Here is a 25,104-nt window from a genome sequence, read left to right as displayed (position 1 = left end):
CGCGGCAGCGCGCTACAGCCGCGACGGGCTCGACTGTCCGTCCACCGCCCGGGTCGGCGCCAGGATGCCGGCCTTGACCAGCGTCTGCGCGTTCCATGGCTTGAGCAGGAACGGCAGCCCGGACACCGACGCCAGCGCGATCATGTCGGCGTCGTCGGTCATCAGGATCACTGGCAGGAACGGAAAGCTGCGAGTCAAACGATCGCGCAGCGCCAGTCCGCCAAGGGCGGGACCAAGGCGCGCATCGGCGATCACCAGATCGAAGCCGTAGCGGTCGGTCGCCGCCATCGCCTCGGCCTCGTCGCGCACCAGCGTGACCCGGTGGCCGGTCGCCTGCAACGATTCGACGGCGCTCTGCACACTGCGCGGCTGATCGGCCACGATCAGCACCGCGCTGGCGCCGGCGCCCCACCGTGTGCGCGCATGGCTGTCGCCATGCTCCCAGGCCGGCAGATAGAGGCGCACCGTGGTGCCCTTGGCGACCTCGGATTCGATCACCGCCACGCCATCGACTTCGCGGCAGAAGTCGTGTACCTGCGCCAGGCCGAGGCCGCTGCCCAGCCCCGCGGTCTTGGTGGTGAACAGCGGCTCGAAGACGCGCTCGACCACCTCGGGGGGCATGCCCTTGCCGTTGTCGCGCGCCGACAGGCAAACATAGTTGCCGCGCATGCCGCCGGGACGGCTGCCGTCCAGCGTCACGTTCGATGCTGCCACGACGAACTGGCCGCCGCCGGGCATCGCGTCGCGCGCATTCGATGCAAGGTTCATCATCGCCAGCTCGAGCTCGTTCTTGTCGGCGCAGACCGGCCAGCAGGCCGGATCGATCTCGTAGCGCAACTGCACGCGCGGACCGAGCGCGGAGCGGATCAGCGGCGTCCACCCCTCCGCCTCCTGCGCCAGCAGCAGCACCTCCTTGCGGTGCTGGCGCTTGCGGGCCATGCCGATCAGCTGGTTGCTCAGCGCGACGCCGCTCGCCACGCTGCGCTTGATGCCGGCCAGCGCCTTCTCGCGGGCAACGTCGGGACGCGTGATCATCAGATCGGTATTGAACGAGATCACCGACAGCACGTTGCGGAAGTCGTGCGCGACCGAGGTGATCAGATGCCCCACCGCCTCGAGCTTGCGCGACTGCCGATAGCGTTCCTCGACCTCCTGGCGCCGCGTGACCTCCTCCTGCCAGCGCAGATACGACTGCTCTTCGCGCTTGAGCCGGCGCAGGCTCATCCAGGCCAGCGCCCACAGCGCGAAGGCGGGAATCGCGGCGACGGTCGCGCCGATATACAGCCGGTGCCGCCACTGGGCGTGAATCACCCGCATCGGAATGCCAACCACCGCGTGCAGCAGTCCGCTGCCGATCGACCAGTTGGCGACGATGCTGTCGTCGCCGCCCAGGCCCGTCATCCTGGAGACGCTGTCGCCCGACCCTTCCGATATCCGCTGCAGCGATTCGCGCACCGCATCGGGCGCCTGCTCGGGCACGCTGTCCGGATACGCCGCGAGGACCACGCCGTCGCTGCGCACCAGCGCGGCCTCGGCGCCGGTCTCCTGGCTCAACACGTCCCGATAGAAGTCGGCGAAGTACGACGGGCGCAGGGCCACCGACACCAGCCCGGCGACTTCCGCTGCGGGGCCGACGCGCGGCATGCTGACGTTGATGACCCGCTCGGGTACCACCTTGTCGATGACGACACCGGTCACGTCGAACGGACGCAGCCCGCCGACGATCGCACGGAAATCCTCGCGCTCGCTGATCGATACGCGCGGCACCGGATAGAAGCGGCTGCTCGCCAGCAGCATGCCGTGCTCGTCGTAGACCGCCAGCGACGACGCCTGCGGCAGGCCGCCAACGATATCGGCAAGACGGGTGTGGATGTCGTCCTCGTGCTGGCGAAGTTGCGCGTTGCTCCAGCCCGCGGTGGCATCGCGAATGCGGCTGTTGATCTGGTGATTGGCTTCGAAGACCTTGCTGGCGTGCTCCTGGATCACCCGCGCCAGCCGCGCCGAGCGCTGCTCGGCCTCGGCCACGTCGGCGCGCAGCGACAGCCACGCCCAGGTCGCCAGCACCGCCGCGGGGAACAGGATCGCGCCGAACAGCAGCGCCACGAGCGTGCGGCGCTGCGTGGCGAAGTAGTGGCGCGTACCGAGATAGCTGTGGGGCATGGTGGCAAGGGCTGGACCGGGCAACCGCGATAGCGGCCACTGCACGAATGCGCAGCTTACCCCAGCAAGCCTTCAGGTTAGACGCCGAGCCCTGAACGTCAAGCGCGAGCGCCACCCCGATGGGCCGGCGCCGGTCCGGCCCATCGGTCCCTTGCCACAACGAAACTTGCCTTTGCGCTAGCCGTTGATCACCTCGCCGCCGTTGATATGCAGCACCTGCCCGGTGATGTAGCTGGCCGCGCGCGAGGCCAGGAAGACGAAGCCGGCGGCCACCTCGAACGGCTGGCCGGGGCGGCCCATCGGCGTCTCCTTGCCGAACTTCTCGACCTGCTCCGGCGAGAAGGTCGACGGAATCAGCGGGGTCCAGATCGGCCCCGGCGCCACGCCATTGACGCGGATGCCGCGCTTGACCACCTGCAGCGCCAGCGAGCGCGTGAACGAGACGATCGCGCCCTTGGTCGACGAGTAGTCGAGCAGGTGCGCGCTGCCGCGATAGGCGGTGACCGACGTGGTATTGACGATGGCCGAGCCCGGCTGCAGGTGCGGCAGCGCCGCGCGGGTCAGGTGGAACATCGCGAAGACGTTGGTGCGGAAGGTCGCCTCGACCTGGCCCTCGTCGATCTGCTCGGGCTGCTGCTTCGGATGCTGCTCGGCCGCGTTGTTGACGAGGATGTCGAGCTTGCCGAGCTCCTTGACGGTCCGCTCGACGACCTGCGCGGCATGGGCGCTATCGCCCAGATCGCCGTCCATCAGCAGGCAGCGGCGGCCCGCTTCCTCGACCAGGCGCGCGGTCTCCTTGGCATCCTCGTGCTCGTTCAGATAGGCCACCGCGACATCGGCGCCTTCGCGCGCGAACGCCACCGCGACGGCGCGGCCGATGCCGCTGTCGCCCCCGCTGATCAGCGCGACCTTGCCGGTCAGCTGGCCGCTGCCGACATAGTCGTCGGCGCCGCTGTCGGGCTTCGGGTGCATTTCGCTCTCCAGGCCGGGCTGCCGGTCCTGATGCTGCGGCGGGAGTTGCTCGGGTCTGGCCATGGGCTTTCTCCTGTCTGGCAAAGGTTGGCGAACGCCACGCCTTGTCGCGCGGCACCTGGCCGTGCGGCCGCAACTTTCATGCCGCCACCGCCATATCCGTTCCCTGCGCTGCCAGGCTGGCTGCGCTTCCCTTCCAACGAGCCGGACCGCTAGCCTTGCCGATGCCTCCTTACAACCGGGCTGGCAATCCTTACCGGCAAAATCCGTCTTTCCTGCGGGTAAACCATGACCGCATCCGGCCTCAGGTCCACCCCGAATCTGCCGATATCGTCGGTGCGGCGGCATGCCGTCGTGCAGCCGCGATAACAACATCCACAACGAATGCGAACTGATTGCAACGACAGGGGGGATCGAATGGGTAGCAGCACACTGGCTTTGCGCGCCGAAGCGGATCGCACCGCAGCGCGACCGGATCCACGCATGCCCGAGACGCAGGCCGCCGGCACGCTGCTGGCCGCCGTTCACCGGCGCGCCGACCGCCTGCTGGTCGGAACGATCTGGCTGCTGTGGGCCGCCTCGCTGCTGGCCGGCTGGCGCTACGGCACGATCGGTCCGAGTCTCGCGGTCGGCCTGCCGCTGTCTGTGGCGGCCAGCCTGTGGGCGGCAGCGCTGCCGGGCCGGCTGGGCACGCGGCTCGCTACCGCGGCGATCTCGATGGCGATGGTCGGGCTGCTGATCCACCAGGCGCGCGGACAGGCCGAGTACCACTTCGCGGTGTTCGTGCTGCTGTCCGTGCTGCTCGCCTATCGCGACTTCCGCCCGATCCTGCTGGCCGCGGCGCTGATCGCGGTGCACCACCTGAGCTTCAATTACTTCCAGACCTGGGGCTGGGGCGTGATCTGCTTCACCGAACCGGGCCTGGGCATCGTGCTGCTGCATGCTGCCTTCGTCGTCGTACAGACCGCGGTGCTGGTGGTGCTGGCCTATCGCATGGAGGCCGACGCCCGCTCCGCCGGCGAACTGGCGGCGCTGGCCGCGCGCATCGGCCGCGATCCCGGCTACCTGACGCTGACGCCGGCGCGCGCAGGCGAGCCGCAGCCCGTCAGCGCGCTGGCGCGCTCGTTCCAGGCCACGCTGGACGCGGTGCGCGGCACGCTGCTGCAGGTCCGCGACAGCGCCGCCGAGGCGGCGGCCGCGTCAGGCGACATCCTGCAGCGCAATACGGTGCTGGCCGAACGCACCCACGGCCAGCAGCACGCGCTGGAGGAAATCGTCACGGCGATGAGCGAGCTGCGCCGCAGCGCCCACGAGAACGCCGACCACGCGCAGGCGGCGCATACGCTGGCGGGCACGTCGCGCGCGGTGGCGGCGCAGGGCGGCCAGGTGATCGGCTCGGTCATCCGCACGATGGGCGAGATCCACGCGGCCAGCGAACGGATTGCCGACATCATCGGCGTGATCGACGGCATCGCGTTCCAGACCAATATCCTGGCGTTGAACGCGTCGGTCGAGGCCGCGCGCGCGGGCGAGCAGGGCCGCGGCTTTGCCGTGGTGGCGGGCGAGGTGCGCACGCTGGCCCAGCGCAGCGCAGCGGCCGCCAAGGAGATCCGCGCGCTGATCGGCGAATCGGTCGATCGCGCACGCGCGGGCTCCGAGCTGGTCGGTACCGCTGGCAGCACGATGGGCGAGCTCGAGGCCAGCGTCGCGCGGCTCGCCGCCATCGTCGACCAGATGGCGCTCGCCACCGGGGGACAGCGCGCCGGCATCGATCAGGTGGATGGGAATATCGCCGGCATCGACGCGGCGGCGCGCCAGAACGCCGACCATGTCGACCAGACCGCCGAAGAGGTCGCGCGCCAGCAGCGGCAACTGGCGAGGCTGACCGGCGCGGTGGGACAGTTCCGCCTGGACTAGCCGGCGGCCGGCCTGCCGTCGGTGCGATCGAACCTGCGGGCCGCCGTGCGGATCAGCCCAGGCCCGGCAACGACGTCAGGTATTCGCTGATGCCGGTCATCATGATCTGCACGCCGATGCACAGCAGCAGGAAGGCCGACAGCCGCGTGACGACATTGGTGCCTTCCGGCCCGAGCACGCGGGCCAGCAGCTCGGCGCGGCTGTAGACGACGTAGACGACGATCGCGACCGCCACGCTGACCGTCACGGACACCACCGCCGACTCGATCGCATCGCGCCATTCGCGGCTGCGGCTGGCGTTCAGCGCGATCGCGGTGGCGATCGACCCGGGGCCGGTGGTCAGCGGGATTGTCAGCGGGAAAAACGCCATCTGCGTGACATCGCCGGTCGATACCGATTCGATGCGCTTCTCGGCGGGCTGCGTCGGCGCGTTCAGCATGGTCCAGCCGCTGAACGCCACCACGAAGCCGCCGGCCAGGCGCAGCGCCTGCAGCGAGATGCCGAAGAAGCCGAGGATCGCGGTGCCGAGGAAGAACGTCACCAGCAGCACGATCAGCGAATTGATCGCGACCTGGCGGCTCAGCTTGCGGCGCTCCTCGACGGTCAGGAAGCGCGTCCGGTCGAACAGCACGAAGGCCATGCCGAACGGGTTGATGATACTGAGCAGCGCGGAGAACGCGAGCAGGAACTCCGCCACCAGATTGCTCAAGCTCAGGATGCCCATTGTGCGCGCCTATCCTCACCAAATCGCGCAAGCATAGCGCATGGGGCACTGCGGCGACTACTGCGGTCAGCCGGGGGCATTGGGGCTCGCCGTGCCGTTGGTGGCCGGCGGCGCCGGGGCCGGTGTTGGAACCGGTGCCGGCGATGCGGCCGGCGTGGATGGCGGTGCCGACGGCACGGCGGGCGGTGCCGCTTGCGGCGACGGCGCAACAGACGGCGTGGGCGACGTTGCCGATGGCCGTGCCCCGGCCGCTCCGTTGGCCGCGCCTTGCGCGGCTCCATTGCCCTGCACCGCGGGCGGCGCGGGGTTGCCGGTGCCGGTGCCAGCGCCGGTGCCGGTACCGACAGCCGCTCCCGGATAGGTGCCCGGGTAGCCCTCCGGATTCGGCCCCGCATTCGTGCCGGCCGCGCCAGCCGCACCGTTTGTTCCATTGATCGCCCCAGGCGCTGCCCCGGCCGATGCCGGCTGGCCGGACCCGGGCACCGGTTCCCCGAACGGCGCCGACGCCTGCGGATCGGTCGGCATCGGCAGCGGCTCGGGCTCGTCGAGGACTTCCGGCTCGGAGGCCATGCCGTCGTCCACCGGCGCCTGCCGCCGCTCTGCCGGCGCGGGCGCGACATGCACCTCGGCCGTGGCCTCGGGCTCGGACGCCGGGCCGAAGGTACGCGCCCACCAGCCCTCCACCGACTTCAGCCACGGGTCCAGCATGCCGGGCTGCTGCTGGTTCTCGAAGCGCACGCGCTGGTCGATGGTCCGCGTCTGCAACGCGCGGCGGACTACGTCGCCGACGATCGGCAGCGCGCTGTGCGCGCCCTGGCCCCAATAGTCGCTGCGCAGCGTCACGCGTGCGTCGTTGAAGCCGACCCAGGCGCCGGCCACCAGCTGCGGATGCATCAGGATGAACCAGCCATCGGCGTTGTCCTGCGTGGTGCCGGTCTTGCCGGCGACGTCGGCACGGATGCCATAGCGGCTGCGGATGCTGGCGCCGGTGCCGCGGTCGACCACGTCGCGCATCACGTCGAGCAGCGTGTAGGCGACCGCGGGCGGCAACACGCGCTCCGGCGACGCCGGTCGGAAGGACTCCAGCACCCGGCCGTCGCGGTCCTCGATGCGGGTCACCATGGTCGGCTGCAGATAGGCGCCGCCATTGGCAATGGTGCCGTAGGCGGCGACCATTTCCTTCAGCGTCACGGGACTGGTGCCCAGCGCCAGCGAGGGCACCGTATCGAGCCGGCTCTGCCGCACGCCCATGGCCCGCGCCAAGTTGGCCACGCGCACGGGGCCCACCTGCTGCATCAGCTGCGCGGTGATGGTGTTCTTCGAATAGACCAGGCCGTCGCGCAGCGTCAGGTCGCGCCCGCTCGGCGGGCCGCCGTCGGTCGGGCGCCAGACCTCGCCACCGGCCAGCCGGATCTCGACCGCCTCGTCGCGCAACGTCGTGTCCGGGCCGATGCCCTGCGCAAAGGCCGCGCCATAGACGAAGGGCTTGAAGGTCGAGCCGGGCTGGCGCCTTGCCTGTTGTACGTGATCGAAGGCGTCATCGGCGAAGTCGCGGCTGCCGACCCACGCGCGGATCTCGCCGCTGCGCGGATCCAGCGCCAAGAAGCCGGCCTGGATGCGGGTCTTCTGCTCGTGCAGTTTGTGCATCGCTTCGCCGTCCTTGCGCAGCTGCGCCAGCGCGTCGGCATCGCTCAGGCCCGCCTCGCGCGCGGCCCGGTACTGGACGGTCTCGCGCATGAAGGCCTCGACCAGCGCGCGATTCGCGCTCCAGCCGCCGCGCGGCGACCACGCGGCGTTGGCGATGCCCTGCAGCCGCGCCCCCTGGCGCGCCACCGCCTGGTTGGCCATCGCCTGCAGCCGCGAATCGATGGTCGTATGGACCACCAGTCCGTCGGTGTAGATGTTGTAGTCGTTGCGGTCGGCCCAGTCGATCAGCCATTTGCGCAGCTGCTGCGCGAAATGCGGGGCTGGTCCCTCCTCCGGCGTCTGGCGTTCGAAGTCGATCCGCAGCGGGCGCTTCTTCAGCGCCTCGAATTGCGCGCTCTTGAGCTTGCCGCGCTTGACCATCTGCGCCAGCACCGTATTGCGGCGCTCCACCGCGCGCTCGGGATTGAGCACCGGGTTGTAGTAGCTGGTGCCCTTGAGCATGCCGACCAGCGTGGCGCTCTCGAGCACGTCGAGCCGGTCGGCCGGCTTGTCGAAATAGGTGCGTGCCGCCATCTCGATGCCGGTCGCGTTGTACAGGAACGGCACCGTATTCAGATAGGTCTCGAGAATCTCGTCCTTCGAATACAGCGCCTCGATCTTCAGCGCGGTGATCGCTTCCTTGATCTTGCGCGTCACGCTGGCCGCGCGGCCGATTTCCTCCGGATACAGGTTGCGCGCCAGCTGCTGGGTCAGCGTCGAGCCGCCCTGCCGGTCGCCGGACAGCGTGTACCAGGCCGCCGCCGCGGTGCGCCGCCAGTCCAGGCCGAAATGCTGGTAGAAGCGGTGGTCCTCGGTCGAGATCAATGCGGCCACCACGTTCGGCGAGATCTTGTCCAGCGGCACCCAGTCGCGGTTGGCGCGCTTGAACTCGGCCAGCAGCTTGCCGTCGGCCGACAGCACCTGGGCCGGCCGTTCGGATTTGGCCTTGCGGATGTCGCTGATGCCGGGCGTGAACGGCACCAGCACCAGCGTATAGGCGAGAAACAGGACGGGCACCGCGGCCGCGCCCCAGGCGATCTGGCGGCCGGTGGGCCGGCGCAGCCGCGCACGCCAGTCGGCGAGGGTGCTGCGCAGTCGGTCGCGCATCATGGCGCGCGCTCGCCGGCATGGCCGGCGCTGAGTAGGAAGAGACGCTTCACACGGAGTACTGCGGATTCGGGAAGCATGCATCGTACCAAAACGGCCAGTGGCTCCGGCCGCGCGCCGCCCGGCGCGTCATCGGCAATGCGCTTATGATCGCCTCTGCCCGCCGTGGCGGCGAGCGTCCGTCCAGAGCAAGCCCAAGCTCAAGCCCAAGCTCAAGCCCAACCCAAGGAACCATGCCCGATCTTTCCGCTTACCCGATCACCCGCAAATGGCCCGCCCAACATCCCGACCGGCTTCAGCTCTATTCGCTGCCGACGCCCAACGGCGTCAAGGCGTCGATCATGCTGGAGGAAATCGGGCTCCCCTATGAGCCGCACCTGGTGCGGTTCGACACCGACGATCAACTGTCGCCGGAATTCCTGTCGCTGAATCCGAACAACAAGATTCCGGCCATCCTCGATCCGGACGGCCCGGGCGGCAAGCCGCTGGCCCTGTTCGAATCCGGCGCGATCCTGCTGTACCTGGCCGAGAAGACCGGCAAGCTGCTGCCCGCCGATCCGGCCGCGCGCTATCAGACCATTCAGTGGGTGATGTTCCAGATGGGCGGCGTCGGCCCGATGTTTGGCCAGCTAGGCTTCTTCCACAAGTTCGCCGGCCGGGAATACGAGGACAAGCGCCCGCGCGACCGCTACGTCGCCGAATCCCGGCGCCTGCTCGGCGTGCTGGACAAACACCTGGCCGGCCGCGACTGGATCATGGGCGAGCAGTACACCATCGCCGATGTCGCGACCTTCCCGTGGATCCGCAACCTGATCGGCTTCTACGAGGCCCGCGAGCTCGTCGGCTTCGACGATTTCCGGCAGGTGCAACGCGTGCTCGACGCCTTTGTCGCGCGGCCGGCGGTGATCCGCGGCCTGGAGATTCCGAAGCGCGGCTGAACACTGCATCCCTCCCCGTCGTCCCCGCGCAGGCGGGGACCCAGTGGCTTCAGCGACTGGGCCTCCAACTAGTCGCCGGGTCCACGCCTTCGCGGGAACGACGAAGCGCCCGGCGTTTATTTCGCCACGCGAAACACCGGGCGGCTTTTCTTTTACTTTTTGTCTCCTCGTCTTTAGACTTCGTGCACGGTCGTTCGTTTTCGTGACGAAGCGATGTGGCAGTGCGGCATGAAGGCGAAGGCCTCCCGAAGTCGAAAACGAGATAACGAGGAGACGAACCATGCAGCTCACCACGCGCGCCGCCCTGGCGCTGGCGTTGGCCGCCGCATTGCCGCTCGCCGGCTGCGGCGGGGACGACGACGATCCCCCGCGCCAGCCAGAAGAGACCCGCGCCCAGGACAGCCGCACCTTCACCGTCAACGAAGCCGCCCTCGCCTTCGAGGCACTGCCCAATGCCCCGGAGACCGACCGCTGGACCGGCACGCTGAAGGGCTCCGGCTATCGCATCGAGGTTCCGAAGCAGTGGAACGGCAAGCTGGTGATGTACGCGCACGGCTATGCCGGCACCGGCGCGGCGCTGGGCGTCACCACGCCCAGCATCCGCCGCCATCTGATCGAAGCCGGCTATGCGTGGGCCGCGTCCAGCTACAGCAAGAACTACTACGACGTGCGCGCCGGCGTCGAGGACACCAATGCGCTGGCGCTGGCCTTCGTGCAGATCGCCGCGCAGAACCGGCGCCCGCTCGCGCCGCCCAGCCGCGTCTACATCGTCGGCCACTCGATGGGCGGCCATATCGCGGCCGCTGCGGTGGACCAGGAAACGCTGGACACCGCCAACAACAAGGTCCGCTATCACGGCGCGGTGCCGATGTGCGGCGTGATGGGCGACACCGAACTGTTCGACTACTTCGCGGCCTATCAGCTGGCGGCGCAGCAGTATGCCGGCCGTCCGGCCACCGCATGGCCGGTGACCAACTGGGCCGAGATCGGGCCGGCGGTGCGCGACGCGCTGTTCACGACCTTCCCGAGCGCGACCACCGCGCAGGGCGACAAGGTCAAGGCGATCGTGCAGAACCTGACCGGCGGCGCCCGGCCCATGTTCGATCAAGGCTTCGCCGGCCCGGTGCAGAACACGGTGTGGGGCACGTTCGGCGGCGACGGCACCATCAACGGCATCCTGAACCGCAACGGCGTGTCGACCACCGGCATCGTGTATCAGCTGGACAGCGATCCGGCGCTGTCGCCTGAGGAAACCACGCTGAACAACACCATCCTGCGGGCCAGGGCCGATCCCGAGGCCAACCGCCTGCGGCGCGACGGCCTGCGCTGGATTCCGAAGACCAACGCGCGCATCAACGTGCCGGTGGTCACGCTGCATACGCTGGGGGACATGTACGTGCCGTTCAGCATGCAGCAGATCTACAAGCGGCGGGCCGATGCGCAGGGCACCGCGCAGTGGCTGGTGCAGCGCGCGATCCGTGGCGTCAGCCATTGCGATTTCACCGTGGCCGAGCAGAAGGCGGCGTTCGAGGCAATGGTGCAGTGGGAACAGGGCGGCCCGAGACCCGCGGGCGACGACGTGCTCGACGCGGCCACGGTGGCGCGGCCGGATTACGGCTGCAGGTTCACCGACAACACGGTGAGCGCGGACGATTCGCCTGGCGTCGCGCAGGCCCGCCCGCAGATCGCGGCGGCATTGCCGTGCCCGGCGTCGTGATGGCACGGTGAGGCGCTGTGGCACGTCGAGCGCCGCTGCCCTCTCCCCCGCCCCTCTCCCGCCAGCGGGAGAGGGGAGAAAAGCGGCGCGCGACGACACTGGCAAACCGCTGCTCTGCTCCTCTGTCCCGCAAGCGGGAGAGAGGTGAAAGGGAGCCGACCACACGGATAGACCGACGCTCTGCTCCCCTCTCCCGCTTGCGGGAGAGGGGTCGGGGGAGAGGGCAAGCGGCGCCCGCAAACCGATCAGTCACGCCCGCCGCCTGACCGGCAAGACCGTCCCCAGCGACAGCCGCGCGAAGTCCGGATGCGCTGCCAGCGTCTGCACCAGAAAATCCGCCAGCAGGCGGTTGCGCCGCGGCACATGCGCCCGCGCCGGCATGTACAGGAACACGCCGTAGCGCTCGGTCACATGCTGCGGCAGGACCGGCACCAGCCGCCCGGCGCGCAGATGCTGCGCCACCGCATACTGGAAGAACTGCCCGATCGCGGCGCCGCTGGCCACCGCCTCGACCTCGGCATCGACATCGTTGGTCGCGACGAACGGCGCGAAGATGCGCGTTTCGATCTCGCCGCCGACCAGGAACTCCCACGGAAACACCTTGCCCGTGCGCGGATGCAGGAAGCTGGTGCAGCGATGCCGCTCCAGCTCGGCGATGCTTTTCGGCACGCCGTGCCGCTCCAGATAGGCCGGCGCCGCGCAGACGATCAGCTGCAGCGGCGCGATGCGCCGCGCGACCAGCGAACTGTCGGGCAGCGTGCCGGTACGCAGGCCGATATCGATGCCCTGCTCGATCACATCGGTCAGATGATCGCCGACCATCAGCTCGACCGCGACGTCGGGATACGTCTGCACGAATTCGCCGATCGCCGGCGCGACATAGCGATGCGCCAGCGAATACGGCGCCGCGACGCGGACGACGCCCGCCACCTGCTCGCGGTCGCCATCGATATGGCGCAGCGCCACCTCGAGCGATTCGACGGGGCGCTGGCACTGCGCCAGCAGCAACTCGCCTTCGCGGGTCAGCCCGACCTTCTGCGTGGTACGGTGCAGCAGCCGCACGCCGAGCATCCGTTCCAGCAGCATCACCTGCTTGCTCGCCGCCTGCGGCGTCATGCCAAGCTCGCGCGCGCCCTGGCTGAAGCTGCGAGCCTGGGCCACGCGCACGAATACCGTCAGCGCTCGCAAGCGGTCCATCGCGCCTTCCTGTCGATGCGGTTGAAAGTGGGGAACGTGCCGCCCGTCGCGCGGGGCTTCATAGCGCCCGGCGTCGCGCCCGGCGTCACCCTGGCTTGCAGTATCGCGGCAATGCGCTGACAGGCCGCTGACCCCAAACTGTCACCACGCTGACAGTGCCGTGACGATGCGCTGACGCCATCGCCGCCAACCCCAGGCCCTGCCTCGTTCCGTGTCATTCGGTTGAAGAGGTTTCAACCGCGCCGAGGCTACCAGGCGATCAGCCGATTGCGCAAACTGCGCCCGAATGCGCTGCTGCCGCGTCGGTTCCACACCGATCCATCGACGCCAGCACCGCGCCCGTCACCTCGACTCGGGAGCCCCCACATGAGAGATCGCAACGACGATACAGGCACGCCGCGGCTCAGCCGGCGCGCGTTTCTCGGCACCACGGTGGCCGCCGGCGGCATCACGGTACTGCCCTCCGCTCCGGCCGGCGCGCAAACCGCAGGCGCCGCCGCCAGCGAGCCGATGCCGGCCGCCGGCGGCACCCCGAACGAGCCCGTCACACTGACGGTCAACGGCAAACGCCATCGGCTCGCGCTCGATGTCCGCACCTCGCTGCTCGACGCGCTGCGCGAGACGCTGCATCTGACCGGCACCAAGAAGGGCTGCGACCACGGGCAATGCGGCGCCTGCACGGTGCTGCTGAACGGCCGCCGCATCAACGCGTGCCTGACGCTGGCGGTGATGCACCAGCAGGACGAGATCACCACGATCGAAGGGCTCAAGCGCAACGGGCAACTGCATCCGGTGCAGGCCGCCTTCATCGCGCACGACGGCTTCCAGTGCGGTTTCTGCACGCCCGGGCAGATCTGCTCCGCGGTCGGCATGCTGCGCGAGGTCGCGGACGGCGTGCCGAGCCATGCCAGCGCCGATCTGAGCGGCGCCCGCACGGTGTCGCTGCAGGACCTGAGCGAGGCCGAGGTGCGCGAACGCATGAGCGGCAACCTGTGCCGCTGCAGCGCCTATCCGAATATCGTCGCCGCGATCCGCAGCGCGGCCGGGAGCCAGCGATGATGCCATTCAGCTACGAGCGCCCGACCGCGCTCAGAGAAGCGATCGCGGCGGCGGCACAGCCCGACGCGCGCTTCATCGCCGGCGGCACCAATCTGCTCGACCTGATGAAGCTGCAGATCGAGCGCCCGGCCCGGCTGGTCGACGTCAATGCGCTGCCGCTGCAGGGCATCGAGGCCGGCGTCGACGGCACGCTGCGCATCGGCGCAACGGTACGCAACAGCGATCTGGCGGCCCATCCGCTGGTGCGCGAACGCTATCCGCTGCTGACGCGCGCGCTGCTGTCGGGCGCCTCCGCGCAGATCCGCAACAAGGCCACCACCGCCGGCAACCTGCTGCAGCGCACGCGTTGTCCCTACTTCTACGACACGGCGATGCCGTGCAACAAGCGGCAGCCGGGTTCGGGATGCGCGGCGCTGCGCGGCAGCAACCGCATGCATGCGGTGGTCGGCCACAGCGAGGCCTGCATCGCCGTGCATCCGTCCGACATGGCGGTCGCGCTGAGCGCGCTCGACGCGCGCATCGAGACCGTGCAGCCCGATGGGCGCATGCGGGTAATCCCGATCCACCAGCTTTATCGCGCGCCGGGACAGACACCGCATCTGGAAACCCATCTGGCGCCCGGCGAGCTGATCGGCGCGGTCGTGCTGCCGCCGCCCCCGCCCGGCGTGCAGTCGTACCGCAAGGTGCGCGACCGCGCCTCGTTCGCTTTCGCGCTGGTGTCGGTGGCGCTGATCGCGCAGGTCGAAGGCGGCCGCCTGCAGAACGTGCGCGCGGCGTTCGGCGGCATCGCGCATCGTCCCTGGCGCGTGCCGGAGACCGAGGCCATGCTGACCGGCAAGGCGCCGTCCGCGCAGCTGTTCGGCCGCGCCGCCGATACGGCGCTGGCCGGCGCGCGCGGCTTCGGCGGCAACGACTTCAAGATTCCGCTGGCAAGGCGGGTATTGCAGGCCAGCCTGACGCAGGCATCGCAACGCGACGGAGCCCACCATGGATGAACTTCAGCAGCGCCAGCGGAGAGATCAAAACGCCGGTCCACAATGGATCGGCACGCCGGTCGACCGGGTCGAGGGGCGCCTCAAGGTCACGGGACGCGCCGTCTACGCCTGCGATCACGTGCCCAACGGCCCGCTCGCCTACGGCTACCTCGTCGAAAGCGCGATCGCGCGCGGCCGCATCGCCGCCATCGATACCGAGGACGCCGCGCAGATGCCCGGCGTGATCCTGATCGTCACGCATCGCAACGCGCCGGCGCAGTCGCCCTATGGGCCGCCCAAGGTCGCGCGGCGCTTCGAGCGGCCCAAGCCGATGCTCGACAGCGACCAGGTGCGCCACTACGGCCAGCCGGTGGCGTTGGTGATCGCCGACTCGTTCGAGGCCGCGCGCGATGCCGCGGCGCGCGTGCGGGTGCGGTACACGCCCGAATGGGGCGCGAAATTCGACATGACCGCCGAGCTGCGCAACGCCTACGTGCCGGACGGCATCAATGCCGGCATGCCGCACGACACCGCGGTCGGCGACTTCGATGCCGCGTTCGCCGCCGGGCCGGTGCGAATCGACGCCACCTATACGACCCCGTACGAACACGTGAACCCGATGGAGCCGCACGGCACTGTCGCGCAGTGGTCGGGAGACCGGCTGCTGATCCATACCTCGACACAGATGGTCGACACCTGCCAGATCGCGGTGTCGCGCACGCTGAATCTGCCGACCGAGAATGTGCGCGTGGTCTGCAAGCATGTCGGCGGTGGCTTCGGCTCCAAGGTGCCGACCCATGCCGACGCGATCCTGGCGGCGATCGGCGCGCGCATGACAGGGCGGCCGGTCAAGGTCACGCTGACGCGGCAGCAGATGTTCGCCAACACCAACCACCGCACGGAAACACGCCAGCGCATCCGCCTGGCCGCCGGCCGCGATGGACGGATGACCGCGCTGGCGCACGACGTCATCGAGCAGACCGCGATGTACGACGAATTCGCCGAGCAGACCGCGGCCTTCACGCGCTCGCTGTATGCGGCGCCGAACCGGCGCACCAGCCATCGGCTGGTGCGGCTGGACCTGCCGCCGTCGGACATCATGCGCGCGCCGGGCGAGGCCCCGGGGGCGCTGGCGCTGGAGTGCGCGGTCGACGAGCTGGCGCATGCGCTGCGAATGGACCCGATCGAACTGCGCATCCGCAATGAGCCGCGCGTCGATCCCGAGCGCAACGTCCCCTTCTCCACGCGCGGACTGGTCGCCTGCATGCGCGAGGGCGCCGAACGATTCGGCTGGTCGCGCCGGCCCACGACGCCGGGCAATATGCGCGACGGACGCTGGCTGATCGGCTACGGCATGTCGGCGGCGATCCGGCCCAACTACCTGCAGGCGTCCAGGGCCGAGGTCACGCTGTATCGCGACGCCACTGCCCGCGTGCGGCTATCGATGACCGATATCGGCACCGGCACCTATACGATCCTGACGCAGATCGCGGCCCAATCACTGGGCCTGCCGCTGCAGGCGGTGCTGGTCGAGATGGGCGACAGCGACTTTCCGCCGACACCGGGCTCCGGCGGCTCCTGGGGTGCGGCCAGCACCGGCTCGGCCGTGTTCAATACCTGCGCCGCGCTGTGCCGCCGGCTCGCGGACGTCGCCGCGGCGGACCGCGCCTCGCCGCTGTTCGGCACCGACCCGGCGCAGGCTCGCCTGGCGGACGGCCGCCTGCATGCCGGCGGCAGATCGGAGCCGGTGGGCGCGCTGCTGGCCCGTGCGATGCCCGAGGGGCTCAGCGTCACCGGCGAGGTGCAGCGCGGTCCGGAATACCAGACTTATTCGCAGCACGCCTACGGGGCGCATTTCGCGGAGGTCGGCGTCGACATCGATACCGGCGAAATCCGGCTGCGGCGCATGCTGGGCGTGTTTGCGGCCGGCCGCATCCTGAACCCGAAGACGGCGCGCTCGCAGATGATCGGCGGCATGATCTGGGGCGTCGGCGCGGCGTTGATGGAAGAGACCATGGTGGACCCGCGCTACGGCGCCTTCGTCAACCGCGACCTGGCCGGCTACCACGTGCCAGCGCACGCGGACATCCCGGCCATCGACGCGGTCTTCCTCGACGAATACGACGACAAGGCCAATCCGCTCGGGGCGAAGGGCGTCGGCGAGCTCGGCATCTGCGGGGCCGGGGCGTCGCTGGCCAACGCCGTGTTCAACGCCACCGGCATCCGGTTGCGCAGCTATCCGCTGACGCTGGACAAGGTACTGGACGGCATCCAGGCTTGATGGAACGAAGGACAGGCGTGGCATCGGCATCGGCATCGGCATCGGCATCGGCATCGGCATCGGCGACGTTAGAATGCAGGGCGCGCCGTGAGCGCCGACGCGGTGAGCGCAAGAACAAGCCGCCAGCAAGCCGAACGCCGAGCGACCGTCATGCCCGTCCACGCCATCGATGCCCGCAATGCATGGGTGCCGCCCCCGGATTCTCCGCAGGCGCGCGCCCTCGCCCATGTCGCCGCACGCAGCCTCGGTGAGCCGATCGACCCAGCGCTGCGCGTCACGCTCAATTTCCATCCCGACCGCCTGCACCGCGGCGTGCCGTTCCTGCAGGCGCTCGCCAACGACGGCGTCTATCGCTCGCAGTTCGAGACCGGCACCAGCAATGGCGGACTGACCGCGCACCCCGGCGGCGACCGCTGGCAGTGGGAGAGCCGGCTGTTCGGCGGCGTCTACGATGACGCTGCGCCGGCCGAGCGCCCGAAGTACGGCGCGCTCAATTTCCGCCGCCGAGCCACCGGCGGCTCGCCGCGCTTCGGCTCGGCGCATCTGCGGCTGACCGGCGCGGTGCTGGGCCGCACCACCTTCTGCTATCCCGACAGCGTCTACGAGCCCGCCGCGTTCGGCGTGGCCCAGCGCATGGGCCTGATGGCGCTGGCCGCCACGCCGCAGCCCGACCCGCTCGACGACTATATCGAGGCGCAGGTGCACGGACCGGTCGATCTGGCGCGCGATGTCGAGGCGCTGGTGCTCGATCCCTGCTATCGCGGCACCGAGATCGAGGCGATGGCCCGCGCGCTGCCTTGCGCGCTGGAATGGCATGCGGGCTTCATGCTGTCGGTGGACGAGCTGCGCCGCCACCCGGAGTATCGCGGCCCGCGCTACGTCGAACTGGGCTGCGCGCTGGCGCGCGGCGGCTGGCTGACGCCCGCGCTGATCGGCGAAGCGGCCCGCGGCGGACAGCATGACTCGCAGGAGTTGAAGAAGCTATGGCACTACCTCGCCCGCTTCGGCGAGCGGCGCCGCGAGCCTGCGGCGGACTAGCGGCGCGACGCGAGCCGGCGCAGATCATCCCAGACCGGTACGGCCGCCAGCGCGCCAAGCAGCGCCGCGAACAGCACCGTCATGCCAAAACCGACCTGCTTGAAACCCAACGCACCGGCGGCGCCGCCGACGAAGAACAGGCCAACCAGCGTGGCCAGCATGACGAGCTTGCGCCGATCGGCGACGACGCGCGCCGCGCCCTCACCTTCGGTCAGGTTCCAGTAGAACAGCTTGCCGAGTTCGATTCCGATATCGGTGACCATGCCGGTCACGTGTGTGGTACGGATCTCGGCGCGCGAGAGCTTGGTGATCAACGCGTTCTGCAGACCCATGATGAAACACAACACCGCGACGGTGGCGGGCACGAACAGCCATTCGCGACGTTCGAGATTGCCGCCCAGCAGACCGAAGCACAGCAGCAGGGCAGCTTCGACCATCAGCGGCAGCGCGTACTGGCTGTGCAGCCGCACCCGCCGCGCCCAATTGACCAGCATCGCCGACAGTGCGGCGCCCGCCACGAAGCAGATCAACGCGCCCAATCCGGCCAGCATCAGCGCGGCATGGCCGACGGCCAGGTCGTCGGCCATCGCGGACACGATGCCGGTCATGTGCGAGGTGTACTGGTGTACCGCGAGAAAGCCGCCGGCATTGATGGCCCCGGCGACGAAGGCCAGGTAGCGGGCCAGTTGCCAGTTGGCCAGGGTACTCCTGTCCTTTCCGGTCAGATTGCGCAGGTACGTGATCGGCATGGTGCGGGCGCTCGGCGGAGGGGCACCGCCGCACAGGGCAGCGGCCGCAGGTACTCTACCATGGCGTCCCGCCGCGGCGGCCGCCGGAACCGCGCCTAGGACTGGCCCGGGCGCTCGCCTGGATGCTCGGCCGGCTGCCGTTCGACAAAGCGCCCAGTCTTGACCTGCACCGTCCGTTCGGCCGGCTGCTGCCCGCGCAGCGAGCCGTAGCGGTGCGCGTACAGCCAGGTGAATTCCGCCCCCAGCAGGAAGATCTGCGCGGAGTAGTAGACCCAGACCAGCAGCACCACCAGCGACCCCGCCGCGCCGTAGCCCGAGGCCACGCCGGTCTTGCCGATATACAGGCCGATCAGGAACTTGCCGAACGTGAACAGCAGTGCGGTCACCAGCGCGCCGAGCCAGACGTCGGGCCAGCGCACGCGGGCGCGCGGCATGATCTTGTAGATCATCGCGAACCCCGTGGTGATCACGGCCAGGCTGAAGACGAAATCGACGATATGGGCCACCGCTTCTTCCTCTCCGAAGAGCGGCGCCCAACCGCGCGACAGTGCCGCCAGCGCGGCGCTGGCCAGCAGCGAGACGATCAGCAGGAAGCCGATGCCGAGGATCATGCCGAATGACAGCACGCGCGCGCGCAGCAGTCCCCATAGCCCGGAGCTCTTCTGCCGTTCCGGCACGCGCCAGATGCGGTCGAGCGCGCTCTGCAGTTCCGCGAATACCGTGGTCGCGCCGATCAGCAGCGTGACGAGGCCGGCCAGCGTCGTCAGCGTGCTGGTCGCCGGCTCGCTGACCGCCGCCAGCATGTCCTCGATCGCCTTCGCGCCCTCGGTGCCGATAAAGCCCTGCAGCTCGGTGACGATGGCCCCGCGCGCCGCCTCGGCGCCGAACACCACGCCCGCCACCGAAATGACGATCAGCAGCAGCGGCGCCACCGAAAACACCGTGTAGTAGGCGATCGCCGCGCCCATGCTGGGCGCGTAGTCGTCGATCCAGGCGCTGACCGTATCCTTCAGCAGTCCGTAGAGATTACGGACCGCGCCCACCGCGCGGCGCGGCATGGCGGCCTCGCGCTCAGCCCGCGGCCTGGCCGCCGGACCGATCGCCGGCAAACCTGGCGGCAAACAGCCGTTCGGTCAGTTCGCGCTCGGGCAGATGCACCAGGTCCTTGTCGACTTCCTCGGTCACCACGTTGGCGACCTGCGCGGGCAGGTGCTTGCGCAGCAGGCCGAGGAAGCGCGGCGCCGCGGCGATGCGCAACTCGTCATAGCGCTGCTTCTGCAGTGCATCGGCCAGATGCTCGGCAACGCGCCGGGCAAAGCCCTCGGCCTCGAGATGCAGTTCGTCCTCGCCGGCCGACGACGTGACGCTCGACGGCGCGCGCTGGCGGCCGGTGCCACCGCCCACCGCTGGCCCCGCGCCGGGACCCGCTCCCGCGCCCGCGCGGCGTCCGTACGCGTCGCGACGCAGGTCGGCGGCATCCGCATGCGCGCCGGCGTCGGTCAGTTCATCGATGCAGGCCAGTTCCTGGCCGGGCTTGTGCCCTTCGAGAATACGGGCGATGGCCTCGTCGGCCACCAGGACCCAGGTGGTTTTCATCGGATGCTCCTCTGCTGTGGGTGCCCGACGTCCGACGCGGGACGTGGTGGCCCCTGTCGATGGGATCGATGCGATCGCGTCCTACTGGCTGGTCGCGTCCTCGTCCCCGTGTTCGTCTCCCGCGACAGCGATCTTCACCGGGCCCTGCTGCTTGTTGCCCTGCTGGCCCTGTTCATCCTGCTGGTCCTCCTGCTTGAAGACCTTGCGCTGCTCGACGTTCTCGGCGCCACCGGCGGTCATGCCGTCGCCCAGCGTATTGCCGCTGCCGGAGACTCCTCCGGCGGCGCGCTCCTCTGCCTGTACGGTTTCATCGGTATTGGCGCCCTCGGGATCGGGACGCTGCGCCGGGTCCGCGGCGGCGTTCTGCTGTCTTGCGTCGCCGCCTTGCCCGGCTTGTCCGCGCTGTCCACCCTGCGGTTGCTGTGCCATGGTGTCCTCCATACGTCACGATGCCTGCAGGCAAGCTGCAAGAACCCTGCCATTGGCGGCGGCGCATGCGCAGCAGGGGCCGCAAACCGCGTCAGGACGCGCCTGCGGCCGGAGCAAGGCCTGTGCCGCCGGCATCGGCTCGCGCCCGGGCACCGGACCCGTGAGTAACAAATACCCGGCCGGTAAGGTTCTTCACGCGGTCCTTGCCGGCGCTTCGCTGGTCCGCTGGGCGTATTTTCCGCCGAACCAGCGATGCACCGCGACATAGAACAGCGGTACCCAGAAGATTGCCAGCACCGTCGCGGTGATCATCCCGCCGATCACGCCGGTGCCGATCGCATGCTGGCTGCCCGAGCCCGCGCCGAACGACGTGGCCAGCGGCACCACGCCCAGCACGAAGGCCAGCGAGGTCATCACGATGGGCCGCAAACGCATCCGGCTTGCCTCGATCGCGGCCTCGACGATGCCCTTGCCCTGCTCGTGCAGCGCCTTGGCGAATTCGACGATCAGGATCGCGTTCTTGGCCGACAGCCCCATCGTCGTCAGCAGGCCGACCTGGAAGAACACATCGTTGGGCAGCCCGCGCAACAGCGTCGCCGCCAGCGCGCCGACGATGCCCAGCGGCACAACCAGCATCACCGAGAACGGAATGGTCCAGCTCTCGTACAGCGCGGCCAGGCACAGGAACACCACCAGCAGCGACAGCGCATACAGCGCCGGGGCCTGCGCGCCGGACAGCCGCTCCTCGTACGACAGCCCGCTCCACGAATAGCCGACGCCGGCCGGCATCTGCGCCATGATGGCCTCGACCGCGGCCATCGCTTCGCCGGAGCTGTGGCCCGGCGCCGGCTCGCCCAGGATCTGGATTGCCGCGACGCCGTTGTAGCGCTGCAGCTTGGGCGAGCCATGGCCCCAGCTGCCGCTGGCAAACGCGGTGAAGGGCACCATCGCGCCGCGGTCGTTGCGCACGAACCATTTGGCGAGGTCGTCGGGATGCATTCGCGCATCGGGGCGGCCTTGCAGATAGACGCGCTTGACGCGGCCCTGGTCGATGAAGTCGTTGACATAGCTCGAGCCCCAGGCGATCGACACCGTGCTGTTGATCTCGGGCAGCGACACACCGAGCGCGCGCGCCTTCTCGTCGTCGATCTCCAGCCGATATTGCGGCTCGTCGTTCAGGCCGTTCATCCGTACCCGCTGCAATTCGGGACGTTGGGCCGCGAGCTGCAGAAAGCGGTCGCGCGCCTGCATCAATACCTCGCGCCCGACACCGGCACGGTCCTGCAGATAGACGTCGAAGCCGGTCGCATTGCCGAGCTCCATCACGGCCGGCGGCACGAAGGCGAAGGCCATCGCATCGCGCATGCCGCTGAACCGGGCCTGCGCGCGCCGGGCGAGATCGAACACGCTGGTCGCCTCGCCGATGCGTTCTTGCCACGGCTTGAGCAGCACGAAGGCAAAGCCGGAGCTCTGGCCGCGGCCGGCGAAGTTGAAGCCGTTGACGGTAAACAGCGACTGCACCACGCCGCCCTCTTCCTGCAGCAGATACTCGCGCAGCCGGTCCAGCACCTGCTGCGTGCGCTGCGCCGACGCGCCGGGCGGCGTCTGCACCTGGGCGAACAGCACGCCCTGGTCCTCGTCCGGCAGGAACGAGGTCGGAATCCGCGTGAACATCCATGCGGCCAGCGCCAGGATCAGCAGGTAGACGGCGAAGTAGCGGCCGCGCCGTTTGAGCACCGCCACCACGCCGCGTTCGTAGCCGCGCGTGGCCGCCTCGAAGCCGCGGTTGAACCAGCCCAGCGGGCCGCGTTTCGCCGCGCCGTGCCCATGTTCATGACCGTGCTGCGGCAGCGGGCGCAGCATGGTCGCGCACAGCGCCGGCGTCAGCACCAGCGCGACCAGCACCGACAGCACCATCGCGGACACGATCGTGATCGAGAACTGCCGATAGATGACGCCGGTGGAGCCGCCGAAAAACGCCATCGGCAGGAACACCGCGGACAACACCAGCGCGATGCCGATCAGCGCGCCCTGGATCTGGCCCATCGAACGGCGCGCCGCCTCCTTCGGCGGCAGTCCTTCCTCGGCCATCAGCCGCTCGACGTTCTCCACGACCACGATGGCATCGTCGACCAGCAGTCCGATGGCCAGCACCATGCCGAACATCGTCAGCGTATTGATCGAATAGCCGAACGCCGCCAGCACGCCGAAGGTGCCGAGCAGCACCACCGGCACCGCAATGGTCGGAATCAGCGTAGCGCGCACGTTCTGCAGGAACAGATACATCACCAGGAACACCAGCACCACGGCTTCGAGCAGCGTGCGCACGACGCCTTCGATCGACGCGGAGATCACCGGCGTGGTGTCGTACGGATAGACCACCTGCATGCCCGGCGGAAAGAACGGCTCGAGCTCGTCCAGCGTCGCGCGGATGGCCTTGGCGGTATCGAGCGCGTTGGCCCCGCTGGCGAGCCGGATCGCGATGCCGGAGGCCGGCCGGCCGTTGTACTGGGCATTGATGTTGTAGTCCTGCCCGCCGAAGCCGACCTCGGCCACGTCCTTGAGCCGGACCTGCGAGCCGTCGCCGTTGACCTTGAGCAGGATCTCGCGGAACTGCTCGGGCGTCTGCAGGCGCGTCTTGCCCACCACCGTCGCGTTCAGCTGCTGGCCGGCGACCGACGGCAGCCCACCCAGCTGGCCGGAGGCCACCTGCACGTTCTGCGCCTGGATCGCGGCCCGGACGTCGGACGGCGTCAGCTGATACGCGGTCAACCTCGCCGGATCGAGCCAGATCCGCATCGCGTACTGCGCGCCGAATACCTGGAAGTCGCCGACGCCCGGCGTGCGCGACAGCGGGTCCTGGATGTTCGACACGATGTAGTTGGCAAGGTCCTCGCGCGTCATGCTGCCGTCGCTCGACACCACGCCGACGATCATCAGGAAGTTGCGCACCGACTTGGTCACGCGGATGCCCTGCTGCTGCACCTCCTGCGGCAGCAGCGGCGTGGCGAGCTGCAGCTTGTTCTGGACCTGCACCTGCGCGATGTCCGGATTGGTGCCCTGCTCGAACGTGACGGTGATGGTCATGTTGCCGTCGCCGTTGCTCTCGGAGGCGATGTAGCGCAGGCGGTCCAGCCCATTGAGCTGCTGTTCGATGACCTGCACCACGGTGTCCTGCACGGTCTGCGCCGAGGCGCCGGGGTAGTTGACCTGGATCGCGATGGTCGGCGGCGCGATGGCCGGATACTGGCTGACCGGCAGCGCGCCGATCGACAGCGCGCCCGCCAGCATGATCACCATCGCGATGACCCAGGCGAAGATCGGGCGTTCGATAAAGAAGCGGGACATCGGGGCGCTCCGTTCAACGCTGCGAGACGGCGGCGCGCCCCGGGGTGGCCGCGACTGCGGAGGCGGGCGCGCTGGCCGGCGCTGCCGCCGCCAGCGGCAGCGCACGCACCTTCATGCCCGGACGCACAAACTGCAGCCCATCGACGATCAGGCGCTCGCCCGGTTGCAGGCCCGCGCTGACCAGCCAGTTGTCGCCGATCACGCGTTCGGCGTCGATCCGGCGCAGTTCGACCTCGTCGTTCGCATTGACCAGCAGCGCCGTGGCCTGCCCCTTGGCGTCGCGCGTCACGCCGCGTTGCGGCGCCAGCATCGCGGCGGGCCGCACGCCCTGCTGCATCCGCGCGCGCACGAACATGCCGGGCAGCAGCTCGTGCCGCGGATTCGGAAACACCGCGCGCAAGGTCACCGAGCCGGTGCCGGTGTCCACCGCCACCTCGGTGAACTCGAGCCGGCCCGGCTCGGTGTACTCGCTGCCGTCTTCGAGGATCAGCCGCACGCGGGCCGCGTTCTCCCCCGCCGCTTCCAGACGACCGGCCGCGAGATCGCGGCGCAGGCCCAGCAGCGCGGACGAGGGCTGCGTGACATCGACATAGATCGGATCGAGCTGCTGCACGGTGGCCAGCGCGTTGGCCTGGCCGTTGGTGGCGAGCGCGCCCTCGCTGGCGAAGGAGCGGCCGATGCGCCCGGAGATCGGCGCCAGCACCCGGGTGTAGCGCAGGTCGATCGCGGCGCGGTCCACCGCCGCCTGCGCGGTCAGCCAGGCCGCTCGCGCCTGCTCGTATTCCTGCTGGCTGACCGCCCGCTCGCGTGCCAGCCGCTCGTAGCGCTGTGCGGTCTGCCGGGCCGACTCGAGCGTCGCGGCGGCGCTGGCGTGCGCGGCCTGGTAGGTGGACGGATCGATCTGGTACAGCTGCTGGCCCTGCCGGACCTCGCTGCCTTCCTTGAACAGCCGCTTCAGGATGATGCCGTCGACCTGCGGCCGAACCTCGGCGACGCGGTAGGCCACGGTGCGGCCGGGCAGTTCGGTGCTGAGCGCCACCGGCTGGGGCTGCAGCGTGACATAGGCGACCTCGGGAGTGCGGGCAGCGGCGGGGGCATCCTGCCTGCCGCAGGCGGCAAGCGTCAATGCCGTCAGCAGGACCAGCGCGATCGCGGGCGTTGCCGCGAACGACAGGGAACGGGAGGTGTTGAAGACAGGGTCGGCAGGCATGG

17 protein-coding genes and 1 pseudogene are annotated in these 25,104 nt (G+C 69.5%); 7 read left to right on the top strand and 11 right to left on the bottom strand.

Annotated elements, in window-relative coordinates:
* Positions 1–12: 12 nt before the first annotated feature.
* Positions 13–2,160 (bottom strand): ATP-binding protein, encoded by a 2,148-nt coding sequence (locus LRR16_RS01325; protein ID WP_232204556.1) that lies wholly within the window; start codon positions 2,158–2,160, stop codon positions 13–15.
* Between the two features lie 177 nt (positions 2,161–2,337).
* A complete protein-coding gene (locus LRR16_RS01320; RefSeq protein ID WP_232204555.1) occupies positions 2,338–3,195 on the bottom strand; it encodes an SDR family oxidoreductase in 858 nt (285 codons plus the stop codon).
* Between the two features lie 420 nt (positions 3,196–3,615).
* On the opposite strand from LRR16_RS01320, the gene LRR16_RS01315 reads away from it, so the two are divergent.
* On the top strand, positions 3,616–5,049 hold the full coding sequence (locus LRR16_RS01315) for a methyl-accepting chemotaxis protein (RefSeq protein WP_232204554.1): 1,434 nt from the start codon (positions 3,616–3,618) through the stop codon (positions 5,047–5,049).
* Positions 5,050–5,101: 52 nt separating this feature from the next.
* On the opposite strand, the gene LRR16_RS01310 is transcribed toward LRR16_RS01315, so the two are convergent.
* A complete protein-coding gene (locus LRR16_RS01310) occupies positions 5,102–5,773 on the bottom strand; it encodes a MarC family protein (RefSeq protein WP_006578648.1) in 672 nt (223 codons plus the stop codon).
* Positions 5,774–5,839: 66 nt separating this feature from the next.
* A complete protein-coding gene (locus LRR16_RS01305) occupies positions 5,840–8,569 on the bottom strand; it encodes a penicillin-binding protein 1A (RefSeq protein WP_232204553.1) in 2,730 nt (909 codons plus the stop codon).
* A 230-nt stretch (positions 8,570–8,799) separates the two neighbouring features.
* Between LRR16_RS01305 and LRR16_RS01300 the strand changes: the two genes are divergently transcribed.
* Complete coding sequence (locus tag LRR16_RS01300) at positions 8,800–9,504, top strand: glutathione S-transferase N-terminal domain-containing protein (protein ID WP_232204552.1); 705 nt, start codon at positions 8,800–8,802, stop codon at positions 9,502–9,504.
* Between the two features lie 280 nt (positions 9,505–9,784).
* A complete protein-coding gene (locus tag LRR16_RS01295; RefSeq protein WP_232204551.1) occupies positions 9,785–11,221 on the top strand; it encodes a S9 family peptidase in 1,437 nt (478 codons plus the stop codon).
* A 249-nt stretch (positions 11,222–11,470) separates the two neighbouring features.
* On the opposite strand, the gene LRR16_RS01290 is transcribed toward LRR16_RS01295, so the two are convergent.
* Positions 11,471–12,418 carry a LysR family transcriptional regulator gene (locus LRR16_RS01290; RefSeq protein WP_232204550.1) on the bottom strand — a complete coding sequence of 316 codons (948 nt, stop codon included), beginning with the start codon at positions 12,416–12,418 and terminating at the stop codon, positions 11,471–11,473.
* Between the two features lie 366 nt (positions 12,419–12,784).
* Between LRR16_RS01290 and LRR16_RS01285 the strand changes: the two genes are divergently transcribed.
* The 4 genes from LRR16_RS01285 to LRR16_RS01270 all read left to right on the top strand — a co-directional run bounded on the left by LRR16_RS01285 (position 12,785) and on the right by LRR16_RS01270 (position 17,770).
* A complete protein-coding gene (locus LRR16_RS01285; RefSeq protein ID WP_232204549.1) occupies positions 12,785–13,477 on the top strand; it encodes a 2Fe-2S iron-sulfur cluster-binding protein in 693 nt (230 codons plus the stop codon).
* On the top strand, positions 13,474–14,472 hold the full coding sequence (locus LRR16_RS01280; protein ID WP_232204548.1) for a xanthine dehydrogenase family protein subunit M: 999 nt from the start codon (positions 13,474–13,476) through the stop codon (positions 14,470–14,472). Before LRR16_RS01285 ends, LRR16_RS01280 begins: the two co-directional genes overlap by 4 nt.
* Positions 14,465–16,732, top strand: coding sequence for a xanthine dehydrogenase family protein molybdopterin-binding subunit (locus tag LRR16_RS01275; RefSeq protein ID WP_232204547.1), 2,268 nt, complete (start codon positions 14,465–14,467; stop codon positions 16,730–16,732). The genes LRR16_RS01280 and LRR16_RS01275 overlap by 8 nt, the downstream gene beginning before the upstream one ends.
* Before the next feature lie 150 nt (positions 16,733–16,882).
* Complete coding sequence (locus tag LRR16_RS01270) at positions 16,883–17,770, top strand: DUF3626 domain-containing protein (protein WP_232204546.1); 888 nt, start codon at positions 16,883–16,885, stop codon at positions 17,768–17,770.
* A 17-nt stretch (positions 17,771–17,787) separates the two neighbouring features.
* Here LRR16_RS01270 and LRR16_RS01265 read toward each other — a convergent pair.
* The 6 genes and pseudogenes from LRR16_RS01265 to LRR16_RS01240 form a co-directional block, all read right to left on the bottom strand.
* Positions 17,788–18,519 (bottom strand): annotated as a pseudogene (locus LRR16_RS01265) (YoaK family protein); the annotation flags it as partial.
* Positions 18,520–18,614: 95 nt separating this feature from the next.
* Positions 18,615–19,577, bottom strand: a complete 963-nt coding sequence (locus LRR16_RS01260) for a YihY/virulence factor BrkB family protein (RefSeq protein ID WP_232204545.1) — start codon at positions 19,575–19,577, stop codon at positions 18,615–18,617.
* A 13-nt stretch (positions 19,578–19,590) separates the two neighbouring features.
* Positions 19,591–20,115 carry a host attachment protein gene (locus LRR16_RS01255; RefSeq protein WP_053824242.1) on the bottom strand — a complete coding sequence of 175 codons (525 nt, stop codon included), beginning with the start codon at positions 20,113–20,115 and terminating at the stop codon, positions 19,591–19,593.
* Positions 20,116–20,196: 81 nt separating this feature from the next.
* Positions 20,197–20,544 (bottom strand): hypothetical protein, encoded by a 348-nt coding sequence (locus LRR16_RS01250; RefSeq protein ID WP_064576319.1) that lies wholly within the window; start codon positions 20,542–20,544, stop codon positions 20,197–20,199.
* Positions 20,545–20,736: 192 nt separating this feature from the next.
* Complete coding sequence (locus LRR16_RS01245) at positions 20,737–23,892, bottom strand: efflux RND transporter permease subunit (RefSeq protein WP_232204544.1); 3,156 nt, start codon at positions 23,890–23,892, stop codon at positions 20,737–20,739.
* A 13-nt stretch (positions 23,893–23,905) separates the two neighbouring features.
* Positions 23,906–25,102: an efflux RND transporter periplasmic adaptor subunit gene (locus tag LRR16_RS01240; protein WP_232204538.1), complete on the bottom strand. Its 1,197-nt coding sequence runs from the start codon at positions 25,100–25,102 to the stop codon at positions 23,906–23,908.
* Positions 25,103–25,104 lie beyond the last annotated feature (2 nt).

The organism is Cupriavidus sp. UGS-1 (assembly GCF_021213615.1).
Taxonomy (GTDB): Bacteria; Pseudomonadota; Gammaproteobacteria; order Burkholderiales; family Burkholderiaceae; genus Cupriavidus.
The sequence above is the reverse complement of the archived record's forward strand: the minus strand, read 5'-3'. Positions and strand labels throughout refer to the sequence as shown.